The organism is Coprococcus sp. AF38-1 (assembly GCF_003603945.1).
In the GTDB taxonomy this organism is placed as follows: Bacteria; Bacillota; Clostridia; order Lachnospirales; family Lachnospiraceae; genus Coprococcus; species Coprococcus aceti.
In genome coordinates this window covers 14688-37378 of sequence record NZ_QVGO01000007.1, presented here as the reverse complement: position 1 = coordinate 37378, position 22691 = coordinate 14688, and the positions used below count along the sequence as shown (strand labels likewise).

Below are 22691 nucleotides of genomic sequence, written 5' to 3'. Positions count from 1 at the left end.
CTGGAATAACGCGCAATGCGTGTAGAGAAGCGCGCACATGCGAGAGCTTGCCCCTTACTTCAAATTCTGCTATTATATACAGATGTGTTGTGATGTATTTTTGCACCGGCCACGGCATAAACAGGATCATGTGTGTGGCGGATGCTGAAAGAATAGGAGCATAATTTGAAGAATTTATATATAGCAGAGAAGCCCAGCGTGGCGAGGCAGTTTGCCGACGTGCTGGGGGTGAAGGGCAATGCGGGAAATGGTTACCTGGAGTCGGATACAGCGGTTGTCACATGGTGTGTCGGACATCTGGTCACCATGAGCTACCCGGAGGTCTACGATCCGAATCTTAAGAAGTGGAGCCTTTCAACTATTCCATTTATTCCAACTGAATACAAATATGAAGTTCTTCCTGACACAAAGAAACAGTTCAATATCGTTGCGGGATTGCTTACCCGCGATGACATAGGCTGTATCTATGTGGCAACGGATTCAGGACGAGAGGGAGAATACATATACAGGCTTGTGGATTCCATGGCTCACGTAACCGGCAAGGAGAAACGCCGTGTGTGGATCGATTCACAGACCGAGGAGGAGATCCTCAGGGGAATCCGTGAGGCGGAGCCACTCTCAGAGTACGACAGTCTCAGCGACGCAGCGTACCTTAGGGCCCAGGAGGACTACCTTATGGGTATCAACTTTTCAAGGGCGCTGTCGCTGAAGTTTTCAAATGTAGTCCAGAGGTATCTCGGCATGGACAGATGTGTCATAGCCGTGGGCCGTGTCATGACCTGTGTCCTCGGTATAATAGTGAAGAGAGAGCGTGAGATCAGGGAGTTTGTAAAGACTCCGTTCTACAGACTCGTTGCAAATGTGGGCGAGGAAGGACAGACATTTGATGCAGAATGGAAGGCAGTGAAGGGCACAAAGTATTTCGAGTCGCCTCTTCTGTATAAGGAGAATGGATTTAAAGAGAGACCCGCAGCGGAGCAGCTTCTGGCGGAGCTGAAGGCAGGGGAGCCCGAGGCTGTGGTCCAGGCTGTGGAGCGCAAGAAAGAGAAGAAACAGCCTCCGATGCTGTACAATCTGGCGGAGCTTCAGAATGACTGTTCATCACTTTTCAAGATCAGTCCGTCCGATACCCTCAAGATAGTCCAGGAGCTCTACGAGAAGAAGCTGGTAACCTATCCGAGAACAGATGCCAGAGTGCTGTCAACGGCCGTGGCAAAGGAGATAGGACGGAACATATCGGGACTTAAGAATTTCCAGCCTGTGGCAGAATTTGCACAGGGGGCCATGGAGAGCGGCACATATAAGGGAATCGCAAAGACGAAATATGTGAACGATAAGCAGATCACCGACCACTACGCCATCATACCTACCGGACAGGGCTTTGGAGCACTTAGAAGTCTGGCACCTACAGCTCTCAAGGTATATGAGATCATATGCAGGAGATTCCTCAGCATATTTTACCCTGCTGCAGAGTACCAGAAGATTGCAATGACACTCTCCAAGAATGGAGAGAAGCTATTTGCCAACTTCAAATATTTGATAAACGATGGTTACCTCAAGGTGGCTGCCAACAGCTTTTCCAAGAAGAAGGATGATGTGAAGTACAGCCCTGAATTCATAGCAAGGCTTGCGAAAATAAAGAAAGGTGACAAGCTGAGCGTCCAGGGAATCGACATAAAGGAGGGCGAGACATCCCCGCCTAAGAGATACAACTCAGGATCACTGATCCTGACCATGGAGAATGCAGGACAGTTCATAGAGGATGAGGCACTCAGAGAGCAGATCAAGGGTGCCGGAATCGGAACAAGTGCCACAAGAGACGGGATCATCACCAAGCTGGAGAAGAACAAATATATATCACTGAACAAGAAGACTCAGATAGTGACTCCAACATTTCTTGGAGAGATAATATACGACATAGTGTATTATTCCATCAATGGTCTGTTGAGAGCAGACCTGACAGCGAGTTGGGAGAAGGGTCTTGAAGGTGTCGCTGAAGGTCAGATATCCAAGCAGGAATACACGGACAAGATGACCACATTTGTCACCAAATACACAAACCTTGTGAAGCAGATACAGAACCAGAATGGAATAACCGGTGTATTCGACAAAACGAAGGTGTTCTACGCCAAGGGCGGAGGTGCCCAGAAGAAGGATGCCAAGGCTCCCGCCAGAACAAGCTCAAGGTCTGAGAAGAATGCAGATACTCAGTGATTGAACATATGTATACAAAGGTGTATAACATAGTATGTATTATATGTGTATGTGATAGAAAAGGAGACTATTATTATGGAAGATATACAGTCAGTTGTAACAATAAAGGAGCTCTACAGCCTGGATCAGACCATGGCAAAGCCACTTCTTGAGAAGCTTACCTATCCATGGGAGGCACTTCCACTCATCAAGGATTTCGTGCTTGAGCTTGGAAAGAGCCTGGATAAAGATGAATACAAAGAGGTGGACGAGAATGTGTGGATCCATAAGAGCTGTAAGGTGTATGGAACAGCGACCATCCTTGGACCGACCATCATAGGTGCAGGCACAGAGGTCCGCCCGGGGGCATTCATCAGAGGAAGCGTACTGGTTGGAGAGAACTGTGTTATAGGTAATTCCACAGAGCTTAAGAATGTCATCATATTCAACAATGTTCAGGTCCCTCATTACAACTATGTTGGAGATTCAGTTCTCGGTTTCAAGTCACATATGGGGGCTGGAAGCATCACATCCAATGTGAAGTCGGACAAGACTCTGGTTCACGTTAAGGGAAAGGTGAATGGACAGAACTTTGACATAGCAACAGGACTTAAGAAGTTTGGCGCAATGCTCGGAGATAATGTTGAGGTTGGCTGCAACAGCGTCCTCAATCCTGGAACAGTTATAGGAAGATTCAGCAACATCTATCCTGTATCAAGAGTCAGGGGATATGTGCCTGGAGGCAGCATTTTCAAGGATAAGGACAACATAGTTGCAAAGCAGTAACGAACGGATAAAACGGTGAGATAAATAAAGGACATATGACAGTATATAATGCAAAATATATACGGTCATATGTCCTTTTGTTTTGGCGGAAAGCACCGTGACAGCTAGTTGATCACGGCATCCTTCAGGGCGTTTCGTATGGAATCTATGATAAGTCTGGTAGTGTATGTGCTGTCTCCGGAAGGTGTTATATCGTCCACGGAAGATATGTAGTGAAGCTGAGTATTGATATCCTCGAGTGCCGTTTCAAGAAGTGGGTACATGGTGGTCACAGTCTCATCCACCTGTTTGAATGACACATCTGTGATGTAGTCCTCATCCACAGTGACCATGACGGACAGAGTGTTTTCTCCCAGAACAAGGGAAGATGAGTATGTCCCCGGTGTGTAATGTATCTCGTCGAGCTTAGGAGACGGATCAGTCTGGGCTGAGGTTGCGATGCTCCTGGCTGAACCACTGGTGTCATCCGAATCTTTGCCGCGGAACATGGTGATAAGTATAATGACAAATACGATCACAAGTGCCAGCAGTATGGCGGTGTATATGAGTTCTTTTGATTTTAATACGATAAGTTTAGTTGATGACATTATTTGCTCTCCCTGTTTTTTATATATTTTATTCACAAGAGAGCGATTTTATGAGAAAATTATTAGCAGATGAAAAAACAGCATAGATAACAGTATATTGAGGTGTAAGGAGAATACAGATGGCAATACAGTTTGTACTGGGACCCGCCGGTTCAGGAAAAACAGAATATGTGATAAAGAAGCTGATAGAGGAGTCGATGGCTCACGGAGACCTGAATTATTTGTACGTGGTTCCAGAGCAGTTCTCCATGGAGGCGCAGAGGGATATAGTGACCATGCATCCGAGACATGGAACAATGAACATAGATGCCATAGGCTTCAACAGACTTGCGTACCGAGTATTCGATGAGCTGTCAGTGAATCCGGGAAGGGTTCTGGAGGACTTTGGCAAGAGCATGCTTATCAAGAAGATCCTTATGGAGTCACAGGACGAGCTCCTTGTGTATGGAAGCTATATCAACAAGATGGGCTTTATAGATGAGATGAAATCCATGATGTCTGAGCTGTTCCAGTATGCGGTTGACAGGGATTCGATAGACGCAGTCATGGACAAGCTGGATAAGGACAGTCTGGTATACAGAAAAATGCATGACATCAGGCTTATATATAAGAGATTTGAGGAGTACAACAGGGATGGCAGCTATATAGTTGCGGAGCAGCTCATTGAATTGCTGGCTGAATGCGTGGACAGGTCGGATATGCTGGCACACAGCCATCTGTATCTTGACGGATTCACAGGATTTACACCGGTACAGATGGATCTTATCAGGAAGCTCATGACACGCGTTGAGAGCATGATATTTGTATTTACGATAGATGCGTCGCAGATAGGCTTCACAAAGCCGAAGGAGTACGAGCTGTTCAGACTCACCAAGGAGACTGTGCAGGCGCTTGTGAGAATGGCGGGTGATGAGCAGGTGGACATACTGGATAATGTCGTTATGTGTCAGGATCGCAGACCGTACAGATTCGAGAAAAGCAAGGAGCTTGCCGGACTTGAGGCCAATCTGTTCAGATACCCCCATGGCAGAGTCACAGGCGATGACGGAGACATACATGTGGTCGCTGTGGACAGGGCGGCAGACGAGGCTGAGTATATAGCGGGAAGAATACGAGAGCTTGTCAGGGACAAGGGATACCGTTATAAGGATATAGCCGTGGTTGCGGGTGATCTGCAGGATGTGGCAAGGTATTACCGTCAGGCGATGGAGGAATACGATATCCCTGTGTTCATAGATGCAAATATATCTCTTAAGGGAGATCCGTGCTCAGACACCATAAGGGCTTTCCTCGGTGTAATGACGGACAACTTCTCATTTGACAGCGTGTTCAGGCTGTTAAAGTCAGGAATGACCGGTGTGGATCAGGACGACATTGAGAGGATGGAGAACTATGTGCTTCTCAGGAATCTCAGGGGTTACAGGAGCTGGACGAAGGAGATAACCGATGACAGGAATCCTGACTATGCGGCAGACATGGAGTCTATAAGAGCCCAGATCATGGAGCTTTTCCCGGACAAATGTATCGATGTGTGGAAGCCGGCAAGCCCTGGCTCCAAGAACACAGTGAGAACATATACGGAATCTCTTTACAGCTTCCTTGCGCAGCTTGATGTGTGCGGTAAGCTTGAGGCTCATAAGAAAGTGCTGTATGAGCAGGAGAGATGGGATGAGGGAGATGCATACGGAAGGATATTTGACAAGGTTGTTGCCCTGTTTGAGAAGATGGAGGCTATAATCGGCGATGAGAAGCTTACCGTAAAAGAATATGCGGGAATCCTGGATGCAGGCATAGCGGATATGGAGATCGGTATAGTGCCTCCGACTATAGACCGCGTGGTGGTCGGCGATATGACGAGATCAAGGCTCAACCATATAAAGGTGCTGTTCATGGCGGGAGTGAACGAAGGCATAATTCCGAAACCGGCCAAGAAGGGCAGGATACTTTCCGGTGCAGACCGCCAGAGCCTTGAGGACTACGGTATAGAGCTGGCTCCATCAGATAAGACAAATGCGTACATAGAACAGTTCTATATATACACCACGCTCACCAAGGCGTCGGATATGATCTATGTGCTGTGCCGAAAGATCGGAGAGGATCTCAAGTCCATGAAGCCGTCATACCTGATAGACAGGATAAAGAATATATTCCCGGATATACGGACGGAGGAGTATGATGTGGACGGTCAGATGCCGGAGACTGCGGCGGGAGCGCTCAGATACATCATCAGACATTCTGATGACGCTGAGGCCGGGGAGACGCTGGACGCTGTCAGAAAACTGCTTTCGAAGATGGGATATGGCAGACAGCTCAGATCGATTAACTTCGGGCAGAATTATGTTAACTCGTCAAAAAATCTGTCTCCAGATACTGTACGCCTTATATATGGAGAGAATCTGGTGGAGAGTGTGTCCAAGCTTGAGCGGTATGCTGAGTGCCAGTTCAAGTATTTCCTGACATACGGACTTTCGCTCAGAGAGAGGGAGACATACAGGATAGGCGCTGCAAATGTTGGTAATATACTTCACAGCACCATGGAGAAGATATTCTCATTTGTCAGGATGTTCAGGGACAACGACTGGGTACATCTGGACGAGGCGGAGTTGGAACAGAAGGCGGTGGAATTTGCAAATGAATCTGCGGAGGATGAAGCCGGGCCGTACTTTGAGGATTCTTCAAGAGCGGCATACATGAAAAAGCTTCTGGCGGATGTTGCGTCGAGGACAGCCAGGACGCTCCGCACATTTATCAGATGTGGGGAGATGGACCCGGAGAATTTTGAGCGGCGGTTCAACACATCGGAAAATGCAGACAACATAGACAGATATATATTCAATCTTCCAAATGGACTCACGATGAGCCTCAAGGGAGTTATAGACAGAATAGATGAATTTACGGATGACAGGGATGCTTATTTCAAGATCATAGATTACAAGTCATCTGATAAGAAGCTGGATATAGACAAGGTGCTCGGAGGACTCCAGATGCAGCTCGTGACATACGGCGCCATAGCCTGCGAGCTTGAAAAACGCAGGATGGCACAGCTTGGAAGATCTGGTGGTATACATGTGGGTGGACTTCTGTATTATACCTTTGACAATCCGGCATGTGACGTGACGGCAATGGGAGATAAGATCAGATACACCGATGACGGCATGGGATTTGCGGCCGATGACGAGGTGTTCGGGGGAGTGCTTGTGGACACCTTCGAGAAGAAGATACTTGAGGAGTCCAGATATTCAGGCCTGTACAATGGAGATAACAGGGCACTGAAGGTCATGGACAACAGCTCAGCGACACTCAAGAACGGACAGAGCCTTGAGGAGACTCTTATAACAGATCTCATGGAGGCGAACCGCAGGAACATAGAGAGGCTTGCCGGCAGTATAGCCGAGGGAAGCATCGAGATAAATCCGGTCAATGAGGGCAAGGCAAATGCGTGCAAATACTGCGATTTTAAGGGCATATGTGCATTTGACAGCAAGTATTCAGGCAATTCATACTCCAGGATCTATAGGGTCGAGGCGGAAAATTACAACCGCAAAGCTGAGGATATAAAGAATATCAGGACTGACTACAAGAAGGTCAGGGGGGATATGGAGAAGGCTGTTAAGGCATGTGACAGCGCCAAGAAAAAGTACGATGATGCACAGAAGAAGGTCGATGACCGCGGCGATAAGGCAACACAGAAGATGAGGGATACTCTCGAGAGCACCGGCAAGAAGCTTGCGGAGGAGAGGGCGCATCTTGAGGAGCTGAGGGAACTGTCTGAACAGATAGCGAAGAGAGCTGCAAAGTTTGATATAGAGATAAGTGAGGAATGATGGCATGGGAAAAGATATGAAGACTGACAATGGAATAAAGTGGACAGACCAGCAGGCACATGTCATCGACACAAGACAGGGCAATCTTCTTGTGTCTGCAGCGGCGGGCTCAGGTAAGACTGCGGTTCTCGTGGAGCGCATCATAGAGATGGTGGCCGGAAGGAATTCGCAAGGTGACAGAATAGAGGGTAGCGAGCCTGTGTCTGTGGATGAGCTCCTTGTGGTTACATTTACAAATGCGGCAGCGGCCCAGATGAAGGAGAAGATAGGACAGGCACTGCAGAAAAAGATAGATGAGATGATGGCGCAGGGAGACTATGACGAGCACCTTATAAAGCAGATGACGTTGATCAACCACGCTGACATCTGCACCATAGACAGCTTTTGTCTTAGGATAGTGAAGGAATACTTTGCGAGGGTGGAGCTCGACTGTGCATTTGGCATAGCGGACGACACGGAGATGAAGATCATAAAGCACGACGTGATGGATCAGGTCATGGAGATGTGCTATGAGGATGAATCGGTCGTGCCCGGTTTCGACAGGCTGATAAGGACATTTGCGAGAAATGAGAGCGACAGTGCCGTGCCGGATATAGTTGAGAGGATAATAAAGGTTATATCCAGCTATCCGGAGCCGAAGAAATGGCTTGCGCAGGCGGCGGATGCCATGAAATTTGCCGTGGACACATCATCCACTGAGGGGGAGAAAAGAAGAGCTGTCATGGAACTTCCGATGGTCAGAACATTTGCGGACAGGGTGTACATGATGCTCAGAACTGCGGATGATATGGTCAGGGAGTGCAAGAAATATGCAACTGAGGCATATGGCCTTGAGGCGTACGGCCTCCGTGTGGACAAGGATGCTGAGCTGATAACACACATGCTCAGAAGCTGTGGCGGGGAAGACGACCTGCACGTTGATCTGTTTGAACTCAGGGATATATACAGAACGTCGTTAAGACCGGAGGGACTCAAGATGGAGAAGGATGCCCAGGGCCGGAGTATATGCTATGCATTTGACAGATTTGTGAACCCGGGCGGTGGAGCTGACCCGGAGAAGAAGGAATTTGTCAAATCAAGGCGGGATGTGTATAAGTCGATCATAGACGACATAGTTTCGGTCGTCCTGGATGTGGATGACATTATGAGGCAGGCAGCCATGACTGAGCCAGTGATATCATCACTTTTGAAGCTCACTGGGCTTTACATGGATGAACTCATGAAGGTCAAGATGGACAAGAATATGTTCGAGTTCCACGACATAGAGGAGTTCGCGTTCAGGATACTTTGCGATGGAATAGAGGATGGCAGGGCTGTCCCTTCAGAGATTGGAAAGGAAGTCTCAAGGCGCTACAGGGAGATACTTATAGATGAGTATCAGGACAGTAACTTTCTGCAGGAATACATTCTGGCAAGTGTGTCGGGACACGGTGAGGATATCCACAACACATTCATGGTCGGCGATGTTAAGCAGAGCATATACAGATTCAGAATGGCGAGACCGGATCTGTTCATAGAGAAGTATGACAGCTACCGCAGGCTGGGTGATGCTGACATAGCGGACCCGGACATAGATGGCAACAGCATACTGCTGACCAGAAACTTCCGAAGTGAGATAAATGTGTTAAAGACGGTGAACTCAATATTTGCCCAGCTCATGAGGCGAGAGATAGGAGACATAGAGTACGATGAGGGCGCAAAGCTCAATTCCAGATTTGCCATAAGTGACGGAGAAGGGATGACGGAGCCGGATGACGTGGATCATGGCTCTGTATCAGAGTTCATACTCATAGACAACAATATGAGAGAAGCGGATGTATCTGAGGAGTATGGCAATCCTGAGGTTGAGGCGAATTATATCGCCGGTAAGATATGTGATATTGTTGACGGAAGTGAACCTCTGTATGTTGGAAGTGGTGCTGACAGGAGACCTGTCAGATATAAGGATATCGTCATACTGCTTAGAAGTGTGTCCACAGCATCCACCATATTTGACAGGGTATTTCAGGAGAAGGGCATACCTCTGTATATTGAGAGTGAGAGTGGCTACTTTGATGCTGCTGAGATACGGACACTGGTCAGCATGCTCTCCATAGTTGATAACAGCTACGTGGATTACGACCTGGCTGCTGTCTTAAGGTCGCCACTGGTGGGCCTTGATGAGGAGGAGCTTGCGGTTATAGTGGGTGAATACCGCAGCAGATACGAGAAGAACGGCACGGACTGGAACGCCAGACTTTATGACAAGGTCATAGATTATATGGACACCCATGTGGGCGAGAAAAAACACGCTGTGGACAGACTGTGGGAATTCCTTCACATGCTTGACTATCTCAAGAAGAATAAAAATTATATGTCCATAAGCGACATAATAAGATACGTGCTGGACACCACCGGATTTTACTGGTTTGTCGGTGCCAGACCGATGGGAAGAAGACGCCAGGCGAATATCGACATGCTCATCAAGAAGGCGGATGATTTCGAGGAGAACAGCAAGGGCGTGTTCAACTTCATCCGATATGTTGATGAGCTCAAGACAAATGATCTGGATTTTGCAGAGGCTGATGTGGTCAGTGAGAATGAGGACGTCGTCCGAGTCATGACCATGCACAAGAGCAAGGGACTGGAGTTCCCTGTTGTATTTGTGTCTGGGCTCGGCAAGGAGTTTAATCTGATGGACACCAGATCAAATGTGCTTGTCCACCAGGATCATTATCTGGCGTGCGACCAGGTCGACCTCAGAACAAGAGCCAGAAGAATGACATTTTTCAAGCGGATAATGAGTAAGAATATCGTTGCGGAGACCTATGCCGAGGAGATGAGAGTCCTGTATGTGGCGTTAACCAGGGCAAAGGAAAAGTTGTACATGACCGGGTGCGTGAAGGATGCAGATAAATTCAAGGCAGCCTGTGATATGTATATAATCGGAGACAGGATGAATTATGCATCTATCATGAAAGCAAATGGCTATGCCGCCTGGATATATACCGCGCTCAGATATGTGGGAGAGTGCGATCATGTGAAGAGCATCGAGGTGGAGGCCTACAGCTTTATGTCTCCTGAGACTGATCAGGATGAAGCAGAAAATATGACAGTGGAAGCCTCTGAAGCGAAGCTCGACAAAGAACTGTATGACCATGTGAAGAACGGACTGGAATTCAGGTATGGCTACAGACATTCGGGGCTTAAGAGCAAGATGTCCATAACCGAGATAAAAAGACTTCAGGCGCACGGTGAGGATGCCATTACACCGGATATCCTAACCAGCAGGGAGTACAGTGCCAGAAGTGAGGTCCCAATCCCAGCATTCATGAGTGAGGAGAGGATAGTCCATGGAAATGAGATAGGAAACATTTATCACAAGATCATGGAGCTTGCAGACTTCTCAGGGAAAACTGTTGCGGATGCGGAGAAGGATGTCGACAGAGTGTTTGAGCTTGGGTTATTTGATGAGGTGTACAGAGAGCGGATAAGACCAAAGAAGATATATAAGATGATACACAGTGAGATAGGACAGCGCATGGCGGCTGCGGACAAGTCGGACAGACTGTACCGTGAGAGACAGTTCTACATGATGATGGAGCCCGGAGAAATAATGAGCTCACTTAAGGACTGCGGAGACGAGACGATAGTTGTACAGGGAATCATAGATGCCTACTTCGAGGAGGATGGCGGCATAGTTCTTCTGGATTACAAGACAGACAGCGTGAAGGATGCGTCGGAGCTGGTTAAGAGATACCATGTCCAGCTCGACAAATACGCCGATGTGCTTGAACAGCTCACCGGCATGAAGGTTAAGGAGAAGGTCATATATTCATTCAGTCTTGATACAACGGTAAACTTGTAAACCGTACGCTGAATTGATATAATAAGACCGGGTATGCAAAAACGATATAGTGATGAAAGGACATGCGCATGATAATAGCGGAGAATCTTAAGAAGGTGTATGGCGGAGACATTGTATCAGTTGATGATCTCAGTTTCCATATACACAAGGGTGAGATAGTAGGATTTGTTGGACAGAATGGTGCGGGTAAGACAACTACCATCAAGATGCTGACAGGTATACTTATGCCGACGGAGGGCAGAGTAAAGATAAATGGTTTCGATATGAGAGAAAAGCCGATGGAGGCCAAGCAGTCCATGGGTTATATAGCCGACAATCCTGATATATTTCTCAGACTTACGGGACTTGAGTATGTCAATTTCATCGCTGATATATATGGAGTATCGACCACCGAGAGAAAGCAGAGGATAGAGCAGATGGCTGAACGCTTTGGTATGGAGGACAGCCTGAACAGACAGATGGTCAGCTATTCCCACGGTATGCGCCAGAAGATGATGGTCATAGCTGCGCTTGTGCACAATCCACCTGTATGGATACTCGACGAGCCTATGACGGGACTTGATCCGAATGCGGCATATGAGCTCAAGAAGATGATGCGTGAACATGCCGACGCAGGAAACTGTGTATTCTTTTCAACACATGTTCTCGAGGTTGCAGAGAAGCTCTGCGACAAGATAATCATGATAAGAAAGGGAAAGGATATATACCAGGGAACTCTGGATGAGCTTGAGACACAGCACAGGAACAAATCTCTTGAAGAGATATTTGTGGAGATGACGCATGAAGAATTTTAGGATATTGCTCAGTATGATAAGCAGGAATAATGATATGGAGATGCCGGAGCACGGGGACAAGGCAAAGGCATATAAGGTCATGGGAATCATCGCCATGTGCTGTATCATGATCCCGTGCTGTATCGTTGTGGGATTTATAGTTTACATAATGACTGCCGCACTCATGGAGGCGGGAGGCTGTACAGAGGGACTCAACCTCGTTATCCAGCTCATGTCGGTGTTCGGCGTTATATTCAGTATAATGGTCATATTCAATCTGCTTTATTTTTCATCTGATCTTGATCATTTACTGCCGCTGCCTGTGAAACCGGCAGAGCTTGTGGCCGCCAAGTTTACACACGCATATTTTGCCGAGAGCGTCATGGAGTTTATGGTTCTCTTCTGTGGATTTATCGGTTACTTTGTAGCCGCAGAGATAAAGCCGGTATCCGTGATAACCTCATTACTTGGCGTATTTTTACTTCCGGTTCTGCCGCTGGTGTACTGTGGTATATTTGCACTGATAGTCATGGCGTTTTTCAGCAGACTCAAACTGCTCAGAAATGTGGACTTCATGGTGGGACTTGCGGTTGTAGTGTTTGCAGGCCTTTTCATATGGTCATTTGCACAGATGGACTCTGTGAATATAAATAATTACATAGACAGCCTTAAAAATGGTGACAATATATTCATAAAGGTAATGAACAATATATTTTTCACGGTTCCGCTGTTCCTGAAGGCATTGGGCAGTAACAGCATCGTGTATATGTTGCTCTTTGTGCTTGTGAACGCTGGCTGTGTGGCACTTCTGTTTTTCCTTGGAAATCTGCTGTACCTCAGGGGCGTATACCTTGTGTCATCCACCGGAAGGTCAGGACGCCGCCAGAAGGAAGTTGTCGGGCTGCAGGACTTTGCCATAAAGACACCGTTCAGATCATATATGGCAAAGGAGATAAAGACACTGGTGAGGACTCCGGCATACAGGAAGTATTGCGTTGTGGTCAACCTGATATGGCCGATACTCGTTGTGGCATTGTTCAATATACCTGCAACTGCGGATTCGATCAGGGCATTCAGAGACACATTTGGAAGAGGGCTTTTCCTGGCTGACATGGTCATGCTGGTTGCGGTCATCGCCTTGGCATTCTTTGCAACAGCGATGAACAGTATCGCATCCACGGCGTTCACCAGAGAGGGAAGCCATATATCATTTATAAAGCACATCCCGATGACATATGATCTCCAGATCCGCGCAAAGGTCTGGGTTAGCATGCTGTTCAGCGGAGTGACGATCGCGGTTACCACGGTTATCCTCTGTATATATATGGAGTGTAGTGTTATAGACAGTGTGTATTATGTTGTGCTGGGAATCCTCGGCTCGGGCATTTGCACATACACAGGTGTGCTTCTCGATTCAACACATCCGAAGCTTGACTGGGAGGATGAATACGGTGCGCTCAGAGGCAATCTGAATGCATTCTTTAATATGGCTATTGCAATTGTTATAGCAATTGTTTTGTGTGTGGCAGGATATCTTGTTTTCAAGTTTACAATGATCCCGTCATATGCAGTATATATTATTTTCTTTATAATAATGGGAGCTATACTCGTTATCCTGCGCAGTATTACTATGCGCAGGAGTGCGTGGAATATAGACACTGATGTGTACAGTTATTAACAGGAGGCAATGAAAATGGCACAGAAAAATGCGTGGAACAAATACAAGAAGGATGAGATAAAGGAGCTGGAGAGCCTGTGTAAGGACTACAGGGAATTCCTTGACAATGGCAAGACAGAGAGAGAATGCGTTAAAGAGATCGTCAGACAGGCAGAGGATCACGGCTACAGAGATCTGAAGAAGATCATTAAGAACAAGGAGAGCCTTGCAGCTGGAGATAAAGTGTATGCCGTGTGGATGAACAAGACGGTCGCCATGTTCAATATAGGAAAGAAGAAGCTTGAGAAGGGCATGAACATACTCGGTGCACACATTGATTCCCCTCGAATGGATGTGAAGCAGAATCCGCTTTATGAGAAGGGCGGATTTGCATATCTCGACACTCACTATTACGGCGGAATCAAGAAGTATCAGTGGGTAACACTCCCACTTGCCATACACGGTGTTGTTGCAAAGACAAATGGTGACGTTATGACAGTGAACATAGGAGAGGACAAGAATGATCCGGTATTCTGTGTTACAGATCTTCTCATACATCTCTCTCAGGAGCAGCTCAAGAAGAGAGCGGATTCAGTGATAGAGGGAGAGCAGCTTGACATACTGTTTGCAAGCAGACCGCTTGAGGGCAAGGAGAAGGAGGCTGTAAAGGAAGCTGTACTTGCGCTACTTGAGAAGAAGTACGATATGAAGGAGGAGGATTTCCTATCAGCAGAGCTCGAGATCGTTCCTGCAGGAAAGGCAAGGAACTGCGGTATAGACGAGAGTATGATCATGGCATATGGCCAGGACGACAGAGTGTGTGCATACACATCCCTTGTCGCCATGCTTGAGGCTGACAATCCGGAGAAGACGACCTGCTGTCTGCTCACTGACAAGGAGGAGATAGGAAGTGTTGGAGCAACAGGAATGCAGTCACACTTCTTCGAGAATACTGTAGCTGAGATCATGAACGCCATGGGTGGCTTCTCAGAGATCTCACTCAGAAGATGTCTTGCATCGTCAAGGATGCTGTCATCGGATGTATCTGCGGGCTTTGATCCTACATTTGAGTCAGCATTTGACAAGAAGAATGCGGCTATCTTCGGTGAGGGAATGGTATTTAACAAGTTCACAGGATCAAGAGGAAAGTCAGGATCAAATGACGCAAATGCAGAATACATGGCGGCTATAAGAAAGATCATGGATGATGCGGAGATCACATACCAGACAGCCGAGCTCGGCAAGGTAGATGTCGGTGGCGGCGGAACCATCGCATATATACTTTCACTGTATGGTATGGAGGTAATAGACTGTGGCGTGGCTGTACTCAACATGCATGCACCATGGGAAGTGACATCTAAGGCAGATATATATGAGACCAAGAAAGGATATGTTGCATTCCTCAAAGAGGCGTAGGAGCGGACATATCTTCGGAGGAAAAAATGAGAGATCATCAAAAGAAACTTATCATATACGTGATAATACTTGCCGTGGCGACAGTGATGTGGCCACGGCTTAGTGTGTTTGCAGATGAGGATTTTACATCAAATTATAACCAGAGGACATTCTCCGATACCGATGGGTTTGACAGTGGAGAGGCAAATTGTGTGTGCCAGTCTGTGAGTGGATACATATGGATAGGTACGGACAACGGACTTTACAGGTATGACGGAAGTGAATTTACACTGTTCTCACTGGACGGTGACGAGGATGCCACGAAATATTCGATCAACTGCATTTATCTCACAAGTGATGAGAAGCTGTATGTTGGAACGGACAACTATGGACTCTACATGTATGATAACGGAACCTTTCAGAGAGTTTCCGAGATGTACAATCTGGGTGTGTCAACCATCAACGCCATGTACGAGGACGATAACAAGAATCTGTGGATAGCGGCCTCGTCGGGAATATTTCGTCTGTCATCTGACGGTGCGGAAGCTCTGGCTGATGATGTCGTGTCAGGACTCAGCGTGGGAAATATATCAGGACATGGGGACTATGTGTATGCAATAGCCAATAATGATATTTTGATAACCGTTGATCCTGAAAGACATGTCTCCATAACCAACAAGTCAGAGTACAGGGTCGACGATATAAACTCACTGTATGTTGACGAGAATGGCAACAGATATTATGGATCCGCCGGATACAGCATCCTTAAGATAGGAACAGACGGCAAGAATGAGATCATCAACACGGGCAGCCTTCACGGAATCAACAAGATATATTCGGATGGCGACAACATCTGGGCGCTTGCCGATGACGGTGTTGGATATATCTCATCAAAGGGTAATGTGACAGCCATCGGGGGACTGAGCTTTAACGAGTCGATGAGCGATATGATCATAGACTTTGAGGGCAATTACTGGTTTACGTCATACAGAAAAGGTATTCTTCAGTTGGAGAGGAGCAAGTTCCAGAATGTCACCATGAAGTACGGCATAGACAGCTCCATCGTGAACTGTGTGACGAGCTACAATGGCAACACGTTTATAGGAACTGATGAAGGTCTGTATATCGTAGATTCAAATGGCAAGCTTGTGATGAGTGCGGACAATGAGCTCGTATCAAAGCTCAGCGGTATAAGTATACGAGATCTGTATGTGGATTCGGACGATCATCTGTGGATAGCTACATATAAGATATATGGTGTAATAAAGGTGGGCCGAAACTGGCAGTACAAGAGCTACAGCCGTGGAGAGTCATCACTCATAAGCAATGCCGTGAACTGTATAACTGAGATAAAGCCGGGAACGGTGGCGGTTGGAACAGAGAACGGTATATCTGTGATAGAGGGCGATGATGTCGTAAAGAGCATATCGAGACTGGATGGACTTGATAACCCTGACATAATCAGCCTGTACGCAGACGAGACCGGCGAGCTGTATGCCGGTTCCAACGGCGCTGGCGTGTTTATAGTTGACACGGATTATACTGTCGGCAAGATGAAGCTGGATGATACCCAGAAGATGAGCGTTGTGTCAAGTATGGTCCGCGGAAGTAGCGGTTTGTGGATAGGAACGGACAACGGTCTGTATTATCAGGAGGGAACCATCAGACAGGTCACCACCGTGGATAACACCAACAGTATATACGATCTCATAATGGACGATCAGGGATACCTGTGGATGTTTGGTTCCAGAGGTTTATACAGATATTATGAGAAGGATATACTGAGCAATGCATCACCTGAATATATAAGCTTTACGAAGAACGACGGAATAATATCCAACATAACAGAGAAATCAACCAACTATGTGTCAAAGACAGGCGTTGTGTATGTGTGCTGCGATGAAGGTCTGTGCAGGATAAATCTCAATTCAGAGTATGTGAACGAGGTAGCTCCTAGGGTTCGTATTGCCTCCATAGAGGTGGATGGAACTGAGCCTCAGTTCTCAGATCTGGACGGACAGATAGATGTGCCGAAGAACACCAACAGAATAACTATCAAGTTCTCAGTCCTTAGTTATGTAAACCGTGCTGACATATCAGTGGAGTATTACCTTGAGGGCTTTGAGAGCGAGAAGAGAACGCTCACGGGAACTGACAAGATGGAGGTCGAGTACACCAATCTTGAGGGAGGTACTTACCGTTTTATGTTAACTGCAAAAAATGCGGACGGCGTGGAGTGTGAACAGCCGCTTACATTTGTCATAGACAAGGAACTTGGTTTTTTCGAGACGAATCTGGCAAAGATGCTCCTTGTGATATTTATAGTTCTTCTTATCTTAGTGGGAATAGCTGTTGCGAGAAGTATCTTCAAGCTTCTCAGAAGACAGAACGAGCAGGTGGAAGAGCTCAGCAAGAAGAGTGAGGAGGCGGAGAAGTCCAATCAGGCAAAGAATGATTATGTAAACTATCTTAATCATGAGATAAGGACTCCACTCAATAACATAATCGCCATCTCAGAGCTTGCCATGAGAAACTGTCAGGATACCCAGAGTGATGAGTATGCACAGTACGGTGCCATGTATGCTGCGGGAAGAGAGATACTCGATATGTCCGATGGAATATCGAAGCTTTCAAACCTCAAGGACGACATCATAGAGCCGGAGTACAAGCAGTATTTTGCCTCGGATCTCATAGATGAGCTCTCCGACGAATTCAAGTCCATGGTGAACAGTGATCTCATCGATCTCAAGGTCAGCATTGAGGACAAGATACCGAACGGACTCATAGGAGATATGACGGCGGTGAGAGAGATTCTTGAGAACATATTTGCATGGTCCGCAAATACTACAAAAGAGGGCTATATAAGCATAGACATTGACTGGCGTATAGCCAGAAGAGCTGACGAGGATGTAGATGAGGCGGAGGCCGAGGATTACACAGTCAGTGAATTCTCGGAGCTCATAGAGGAACCGGAGACTGAGATATCCCGAATATTTGACAGGGATCACGATGAGATATATCTGGACTTCAAGATATCGGATACAGGACTTGGAGTTAAGGAAGAGAGACTTGGAACATTGTTTGAGCTGGATGATTCCTATGAGAGATCAGATATAGGAATGTTCAGAGTCAGTCTTGGCCTTGCCATAGCCAAGGAGCTTGTGCGTATGCTGGATGGAAGCATCAGCGCAGAGAGCATATATGGCGCAGGAACGACCATACGCTTCAGCATCAAGCAGTCAGTGTTTGATTATAGTTATGTCAACTACAATGAGAGAAAGCGCAAGGAGATGGCGAGAAGAAATGCCAATTCACATCTGTGGCTGCCGGATGCCCGCATACTTATAGTGGACGACTCAGAGCTTGCATTACAGGTGGAGAAGACCATATTTGATACATATGGTCTGGCGTGCGACACAGCCACATCGGGATTTGATGCACTTGATAAGGTCATGGTGGAGAATTACGATATGGTATTTATCGACACCGTTATGCCTGTCATGGATGGACTGGATACCGTCAGGGAGATGAGAAATCTTGACGGTGAGGAGTACAAGAAGATGCCTATCATTGCGCTGTCCGCCAACACGGTCGAGACATCCAGAGAGGAGATACTCACATCGGGCTTCAACGATGTCATAGTTAAGCCGATAGAGCTCGATCAGGCAGAATCCATGCTGAGGACTTATATATCGGAGGACAAGATAAAGGAGAGAGACACAGAGCTTTCCCAGTCCGATGATGACATCAACTATATGGAGGATGCAGTCCTGCTTGGAAGATTTGTGTCCGTGGAAGATTCCGTCAAAGCCATGGGTGGAAGCTTCAGAACCTTTAACACATTTGTCAGAAATTACAGGGATGAGTACCGGGAAGAGGTACAGCAGCTCAGAAAATATATAGACGACGATGTGAGAAAGTACAAAAATATAATCCATGACATCAAGAGCAGCAGTGCAAATATCGGGGCTTACGGAATCGAGCGCAAGGCGGCCAACCTGGAGTCTGCGATAAATATCGGAAACCAGCAGTATGCCCGCGATAATACCCGCGATTTTATAGCTATGATGAACGACTTCTTCAAGCAGATAGACAAGTACATGTCAAAGATAAATCATGGGGAGGAGCCTGCTGAGAAGGAAGTCCGGGATGGAATAAACAAGAGCAAGCTCAAGGAGCTCAGGGCATTCTTGAGAGCGGGGGACCGCGAACCTGTGGAGGGCCTTATACGTGATATTGACAGGTACTCCTACGGAGATATAGACACAGAGTTCTTCACTGCACTTAAGGAGTATGTGGGAACCGGAGATTACCAGACCTCCAGTGAGATGATAGACCAGTATCTCAACAGTATCTAACATTATATAAAGTGCGCAGGCAAAATAAGCCTGCGCTGCAATATAAATAAACAAGAAAAGAGGAAATGAAAAATGAGAGTAGCAATTATCATGGGATCAACAAGTGATCTGCCAAAGGTTGAGCCGGCAGTATCAATTCTTAAGAATTACGGTGTGGAGGTCGATGTGAGATGCCTTTCAGCACACAGAGCACACGCAGGACTTTCAGAATTCATCGAGGAAGCTAACAATAACGGAACAGAGGTCATAATCGCGGCTGCAGGAATGGCGGCAGCACTCCCTGGAGTTGTGGCATCACAGACAGTTCTCCCTGTTATTGGAGTACCTCTCTCAGGCGCAACTCTTGATGGAATGGATGCACTTCTTTCTATCGTTCAGATGCCTTCAGGAATCCCTGTTGCAACAGTTGCGATAAACGGAAGCAAGAATGCTGCATATCTTGCCCTTCAGATAATCGGTGTCAACAACGAGGCAGTCAGATTAAAGCTTCAGGATGAGCGTAGAGACATGGAAAAGGCTGCCATGAAAGCTAACGAAGAAGTAATAGAAAAGTTTAAGTACTAACTTTACAATTAAAAAGTGGAATGTTAGTATGTTGGATGGATGGTATTCGAAAGAAGCTGTACCTGAATCATGCTTCCACAGGAAGCGCATACACGGATACTGACAACAGATTTAAGCAGGTGATTGTATGAGGATTGGATTTATTGGAGCTGGAAAAGTCGGATTCACATTTGGCAGGTATATCGCAGAGAAGAGAGAGCTTGTCAGAGAGAAAACGGATGGAGCATTGTGCCTGGATGTTGGTGGATATTTTAGCGCCAGCAGACAGAGTGCGGAGCTTGCAGCAGAGTTTACCGAGACCTGTGTGTACGACAGCCTGGAGCAGCTGTGTGAGTATAGTGAAATTATTTTTCTCACTGTTCCTGACGGACAGATAGGAGAGGTGTGGAAGAGTATAAAGGATCTTGACATTCGTGGCAGGATCATTTGTCACGCCAGTGGGGCGATGACATCAGATATTTTCTCAGGTATAACAGAGGCGGGAGCCTTTGGTTATTCGATTCATCCTATGTATGCAATAAGTTCAAAGTACGAATCCTATAAAGAACTGGACAATTCATTTTTTACAGTTGAGGGAGATGACAGACATGTCGATAAGGTATGTTCTGTCATAAGAGCCCTCGGCAATAGCTGTGTGCGCATTGATGGTACCGACAAGGTGAAGTATCACGGCGCTGCGGTGTTTGCAAGCAATCTGGTAACAGGGCTGCTGGCGGTTTCACAGGAGCTTCTGACACAGTGCGGCTTCTCGGCGGAGGAGGCACAGAGGGCTATAGTGCCTTTGTTCCTCGGCAATGCGAAAGCTGCGGCTGACAGGGGACCGGTTGACAGCCTGACAGGGCCTGTTGAGAGATGCGATACAGAAACTGTGAGAAAGCATCTGAATGCATTGAGCGGAGATGAACGGAGCGCATATGCTGCGGTGTCCAGATGTCTTGTGCCGGTGGCAGAGAGAAAGCACCCGGACAGAGATTATAGCGGTTTGATACGTCTACTGAACGGAATAGGAGAATTTAATTATGAAGAACACGACGGCAACACTCAGGCAGATGAAGGGAACGGACAAGAAGATATCCATGATCACAGCGTATGATTACACCATGGCGAAGATCGTGGATGAGTCAGGAGTCAACACTATTCTTGTTGGAGATTCCCTGGGCAACACTATCCTCGGATATGAGGACACGATCTCTGTAACTGTTGATGATATGATACATCACAGTGCAGCGGTGGCAAGGGGCGCAAAGAATGCTCTTGTTATCACAGATATGCCATTTATGTCCTATCAGACAAGCGTGTATGACGCGGTTGTCAATGCCGGAAGGATCATGAAGGAAGGACGTGCCGGAGCGGTGAAGCTTGAGGGCGGTCAGGACATGTGTCCGCAGATAAGCGCCATAGTCAAGGCGAGCATACCTGTATGTGCACATCTTGGACTCACACCACAGTCCATCAACGCATTTGGCGGATTCAAGGTGCAGGGCAAGACAGAGGCTGCAGCCAAGAAGCTCATAGAGGATGCAAAGGCTGTTGAGGAGGCAGGCGCATTCATGCTCGTAATGGAGTGCGTACCGGAGAAGCTTGCGAAGATAGTCACAGAGACAGTAAGCATCCCTACCATAGGAATAGGCGCAGGCCGTTACTGCGATGGACAGGTGCTTGTAAATCAGGATATGTTTGGCATGTATTCAGACTTTGTTCCAAAGTTCGTAAAGCAGTTTGCAAATGTGGGCGATGTTATGAGAGGTGCGGTTAAGGCTTATATCGATGAGATAAATGCCGGAACATTCCCGGGCCCTGAGCACACATACAAGATAGACGATGAAGTAATAGAGAAGTTATACTAAAGGAGAAAATGATCATGGTAATTTTAAAGAAGATAGATGAGGTAAGAGCGCAGGTTAAAGAGTGGAAGAAGCAGGGGCTTACAGTTGGTCTTGTTCCTACAATGGGTTATCTTCACGAGGGACATCAGAGTCTTATCAAGAAGTCAGTGGAGCAGAACGACAGAACAGTTGTAAGCGTATTTGTAAATCCTATACAGTTTGGACCAAACGAGGATCTTGAGAGCTATCCAAGAGATCTTGAGGCTGATGCAAAGCTCTGTGAGAGCACAGGTGCAGACATCATATTCAATCCGGAGCCTGAGGAGATGTACGCAGACGGCTTCGTGTCATTCATCAATATGACAGGACTTCCAAATGCACTCTGCGGACTTACACGTCCAATACATTTCAAGGGTGTATGTACAGTTGTAGGAAAGCTCTTCAATATAGTTACACCTGACAGAGCATACTTTGGACAGAAGGATGCCCAGCAGCTTGCCATCATCATGAGAATGGTCAAGGATCTGAACTTTGATATAGAGATAGTCGGCTGTCCAATCATAAGAGAGGCGGACGGACTGGCAAAGAGCTCAAGAAACATCTACCTCACACCAGAGGAGAGAAAGGCTGCAGTAGTTCTCAGCAAGGCCGTAAAGCTTGGTCAGGACATGATAGCTGACGGAGAGAGAGACGCAGCGAAGATCGTTGGTGAGATGAAGAAGCTCATCTCTGCTGAACCGCTTGCAACTATCGACTATGTAGAGATGGTCAACATGGATACCATGCAGTCCATAGAGAAGGCAGAAGGACATGTACTCTGTGCAATGGCAGTCAAGTTCGGCAAGGCGAGACTGATTGACAACTTTATAGCTGAGTTATAG

Annotated in this window: 13 protein-coding genes; 12 read left to right on the top strand and 1 reads right to left on the bottom strand. The window is 46.9% G+C overall.

Going from position 1 to position 22691, the window contains the following annotated elements:
- Positions 1-165 precede the first annotated feature (165 nt).
- Together DW025_RS11200 and DW025_RS11195 are read left to right on the top strand one after the other, a co-directional pair.
- The gene (locus DW025_RS11200; protein ID WP_119999961.1) at positions 166-2214 is read left to right on the top strand and encodes a DNA topoisomerase; all 2049 of its coding nucleotides are present in this window, start codon (positions 166-168) and stop codon (positions 2212-2214) included.
- 75 nt (positions 2215-2289) lie between these two features.
- Positions 2290-2979: a UDP-N-acetylglucosamine pyrophosphorylase gene (locus DW025_RS11195; RefSeq protein WP_118018422.1), complete on the top strand. Its 690-nt coding sequence runs from the start codon at positions 2290-2292 to the stop codon at positions 2977-2979.
- Positions 2980-3083: 104 nt separating this feature from the next.
- On the opposite strand, the gene DW025_RS11190 is transcribed toward DW025_RS11195, so the two are convergent.
- A complete protein-coding gene (locus DW025_RS11190; protein ID WP_055146811.1) occupies positions 3084-3566 on the bottom strand; it encodes a hypothetical protein in 483 nt (160 codons plus the stop codon).
- 119 nt (positions 3567-3685) lie between these two features.
- Between DW025_RS11190 and DW025_RS11185 the strand changes: the two genes are divergently transcribed.
- From DW025_RS11185 to panC, 10 genes are all read left to right on the top strand, one after another.
- Entirely contained in the window at positions 3686-7390 is a 3705-nt protein-coding gene (locus DW025_RS11185; protein ID WP_119999959.1) for a PD-(D/E)XK nuclease family protein, read from the top strand.
- Positions 7391-7394: 4 nt separating this feature from the next.
- Positions 7395-11237: a helicase-exonuclease AddAB subunit AddA gene (gene addA / locus DW025_RS11180; RefSeq protein WP_119999957.1), complete on the top strand. Its 3843-nt coding sequence runs from the start codon at positions 7395-7397 to the stop codon at positions 11235-11237.
- Positions 11238-11305: 68 nt separating this feature from the next.
- On the top strand, positions 11306-12031 hold the full coding sequence (locus DW025_RS11175; RefSeq protein ID WP_022216895.1) for an ABC transporter ATP-binding protein: 726 nt from the start codon (positions 11306-11308) through the stop codon (positions 12029-12031).
- Positions 12018-13688: a hypothetical protein gene (locus tag DW025_RS11170; RefSeq protein WP_119999955.1), complete on the top strand. Its 1671-nt coding sequence runs from the start codon at positions 12018-12020 to the stop codon at positions 13686-13688. Before DW025_RS11175 ends, DW025_RS11170 begins: the two co-directional genes overlap by 14 nt.
- Before the next feature lie 15 nt (positions 13689-13703).
- Positions 13704-15083: an aminopeptidase gene (locus DW025_RS11165; RefSeq protein WP_119999954.1), complete on the top strand. Its 1380-nt coding sequence runs from the start codon at positions 13704-13706 to the stop codon at positions 15081-15083.
- Between the two features lie 26 nt (positions 15084-15109).
- Positions 15110-19420, top strand: a complete 4311-nt coding sequence (locus tag DW025_RS11160) for a hybrid sensor histidine kinase/response regulator (protein ID WP_119999952.1) — start codon at positions 15110-15112, stop codon at positions 19418-19420.
- 72 nt (positions 19421-19492) lie between these two features.
- Positions 19493-19984, top strand: a complete 492-nt coding sequence (purE, locus tag DW025_RS11155; RefSeq protein WP_015535082.1) for a 5-(carboxyamino)imidazole ribonucleotide mutase — start codon at positions 19493-19495, stop codon at positions 19982-19984.
- 127 nt (positions 19985-20111) lie between these two features.
- Entirely contained in the window at positions 20112-21077 is a 966-nt protein-coding gene (locus DW025_RS11150) for a Rossmann-like and DUF2520 domain-containing protein (protein WP_119999950.1), read from the top strand.
- Positions 21004-21831 carry a 3-methyl-2-oxobutanoate hydroxymethyltransferase gene (gene panB, locus DW025_RS11145; protein WP_015535079.1) on the top strand — a complete coding sequence of 276 codons (828 nt, stop codon included), beginning with the start codon at positions 21004-21006 and terminating at the stop codon, positions 21829-21831. The genes DW025_RS11150 and panB overlap by 74 nt, the downstream gene beginning before the upstream one ends.
- A gap of 14 nt (positions 21832-21845) precedes the next feature.
- A complete protein-coding gene (panC, locus tag DW025_RS11140) occupies positions 21846-22691 on the top strand; it encodes a pantoate--beta-alanine ligase (protein WP_015535078.1) in 846 nt (281 codons plus the stop codon).

Bases quoted from the DNA above. Each gene is read 5' to 3' on its own strand.
- DW025_RS11165 (WP_119999954.1), top strand. From the start codon at position 13,704: ATGGCACAGAAAAATGCGTGGAACAAATACAAGAAGGATGAGATAAAG.
- addA (WP_119999957.1), top strand. From the start codon at position 7,395: ATGGGAAAAGATATGAAGACTGACAATGGAATAAAGTGGACAGACCAG.
- DW025_RS11195 (WP_118018422.1), top strand. From the start codon at position 2,290: ATGGAAGATATACAGTCAGTTGTAACAATAAAGGAGCTCTACAGCCTG.
- DW025_RS11160 (WP_119999952.1), top strand. From the start codon at position 15,110: ATGAGAGATCATCAAAAGAAACTTATCATATACGTGATAATACTTGCC.
- panC (WP_015535078.1), top strand. From the start codon at position 21,846: ATGGTAATTTTAAAGAAGATAGATGAGGTAAGAGCGCAGGTTAAAGAG.
- DW025_RS11150 (WP_119999950.1), top strand. From the start codon at position 20,112: ATGAGGATTGGATTTATTGGAGCTGGAAAAGTCGGATTCACATTTGGC.
- DW025_RS11185 (WP_119999959.1), top strand. From the start codon at position 3,686: ATGGCAATACAGTTTGTACTGGGACCCGCCGGTTCAGGAAAAACAGAA.
- DW025_RS11175 (WP_022216895.1), top strand. From the start codon at position 11,306: ATGATAATAGCGGAGAATCTTAAGAAGGTGTATGGCGGAGACATTGTA.
- panB (WP_015535079.1), top strand. From the start codon at position 21,004: ATGAAGAACACGACGGCAACACTCAGGCAGATGAAGGGAACGGACAAG.
- DW025_RS11170 (WP_119999955.1), top strand. From the start codon at position 12,018: ATGAAGAATTTTAGGATATTGCTCAGTATGATAAGCAGGAATAATGAT.
- purE (WP_015535082.1), top strand. From the start codon at position 19,493: ATGAGAGTAGCAATTATCATGGGATCAACAAGTGATCTGCCAAAGGTT.
- DW025_RS11190 (WP_055146811.1), bottom strand. From the start codon at position 3,566: ATGTCATCAACTAAACTTATCGTATTAAAATCAAAAGAACTCATATAC.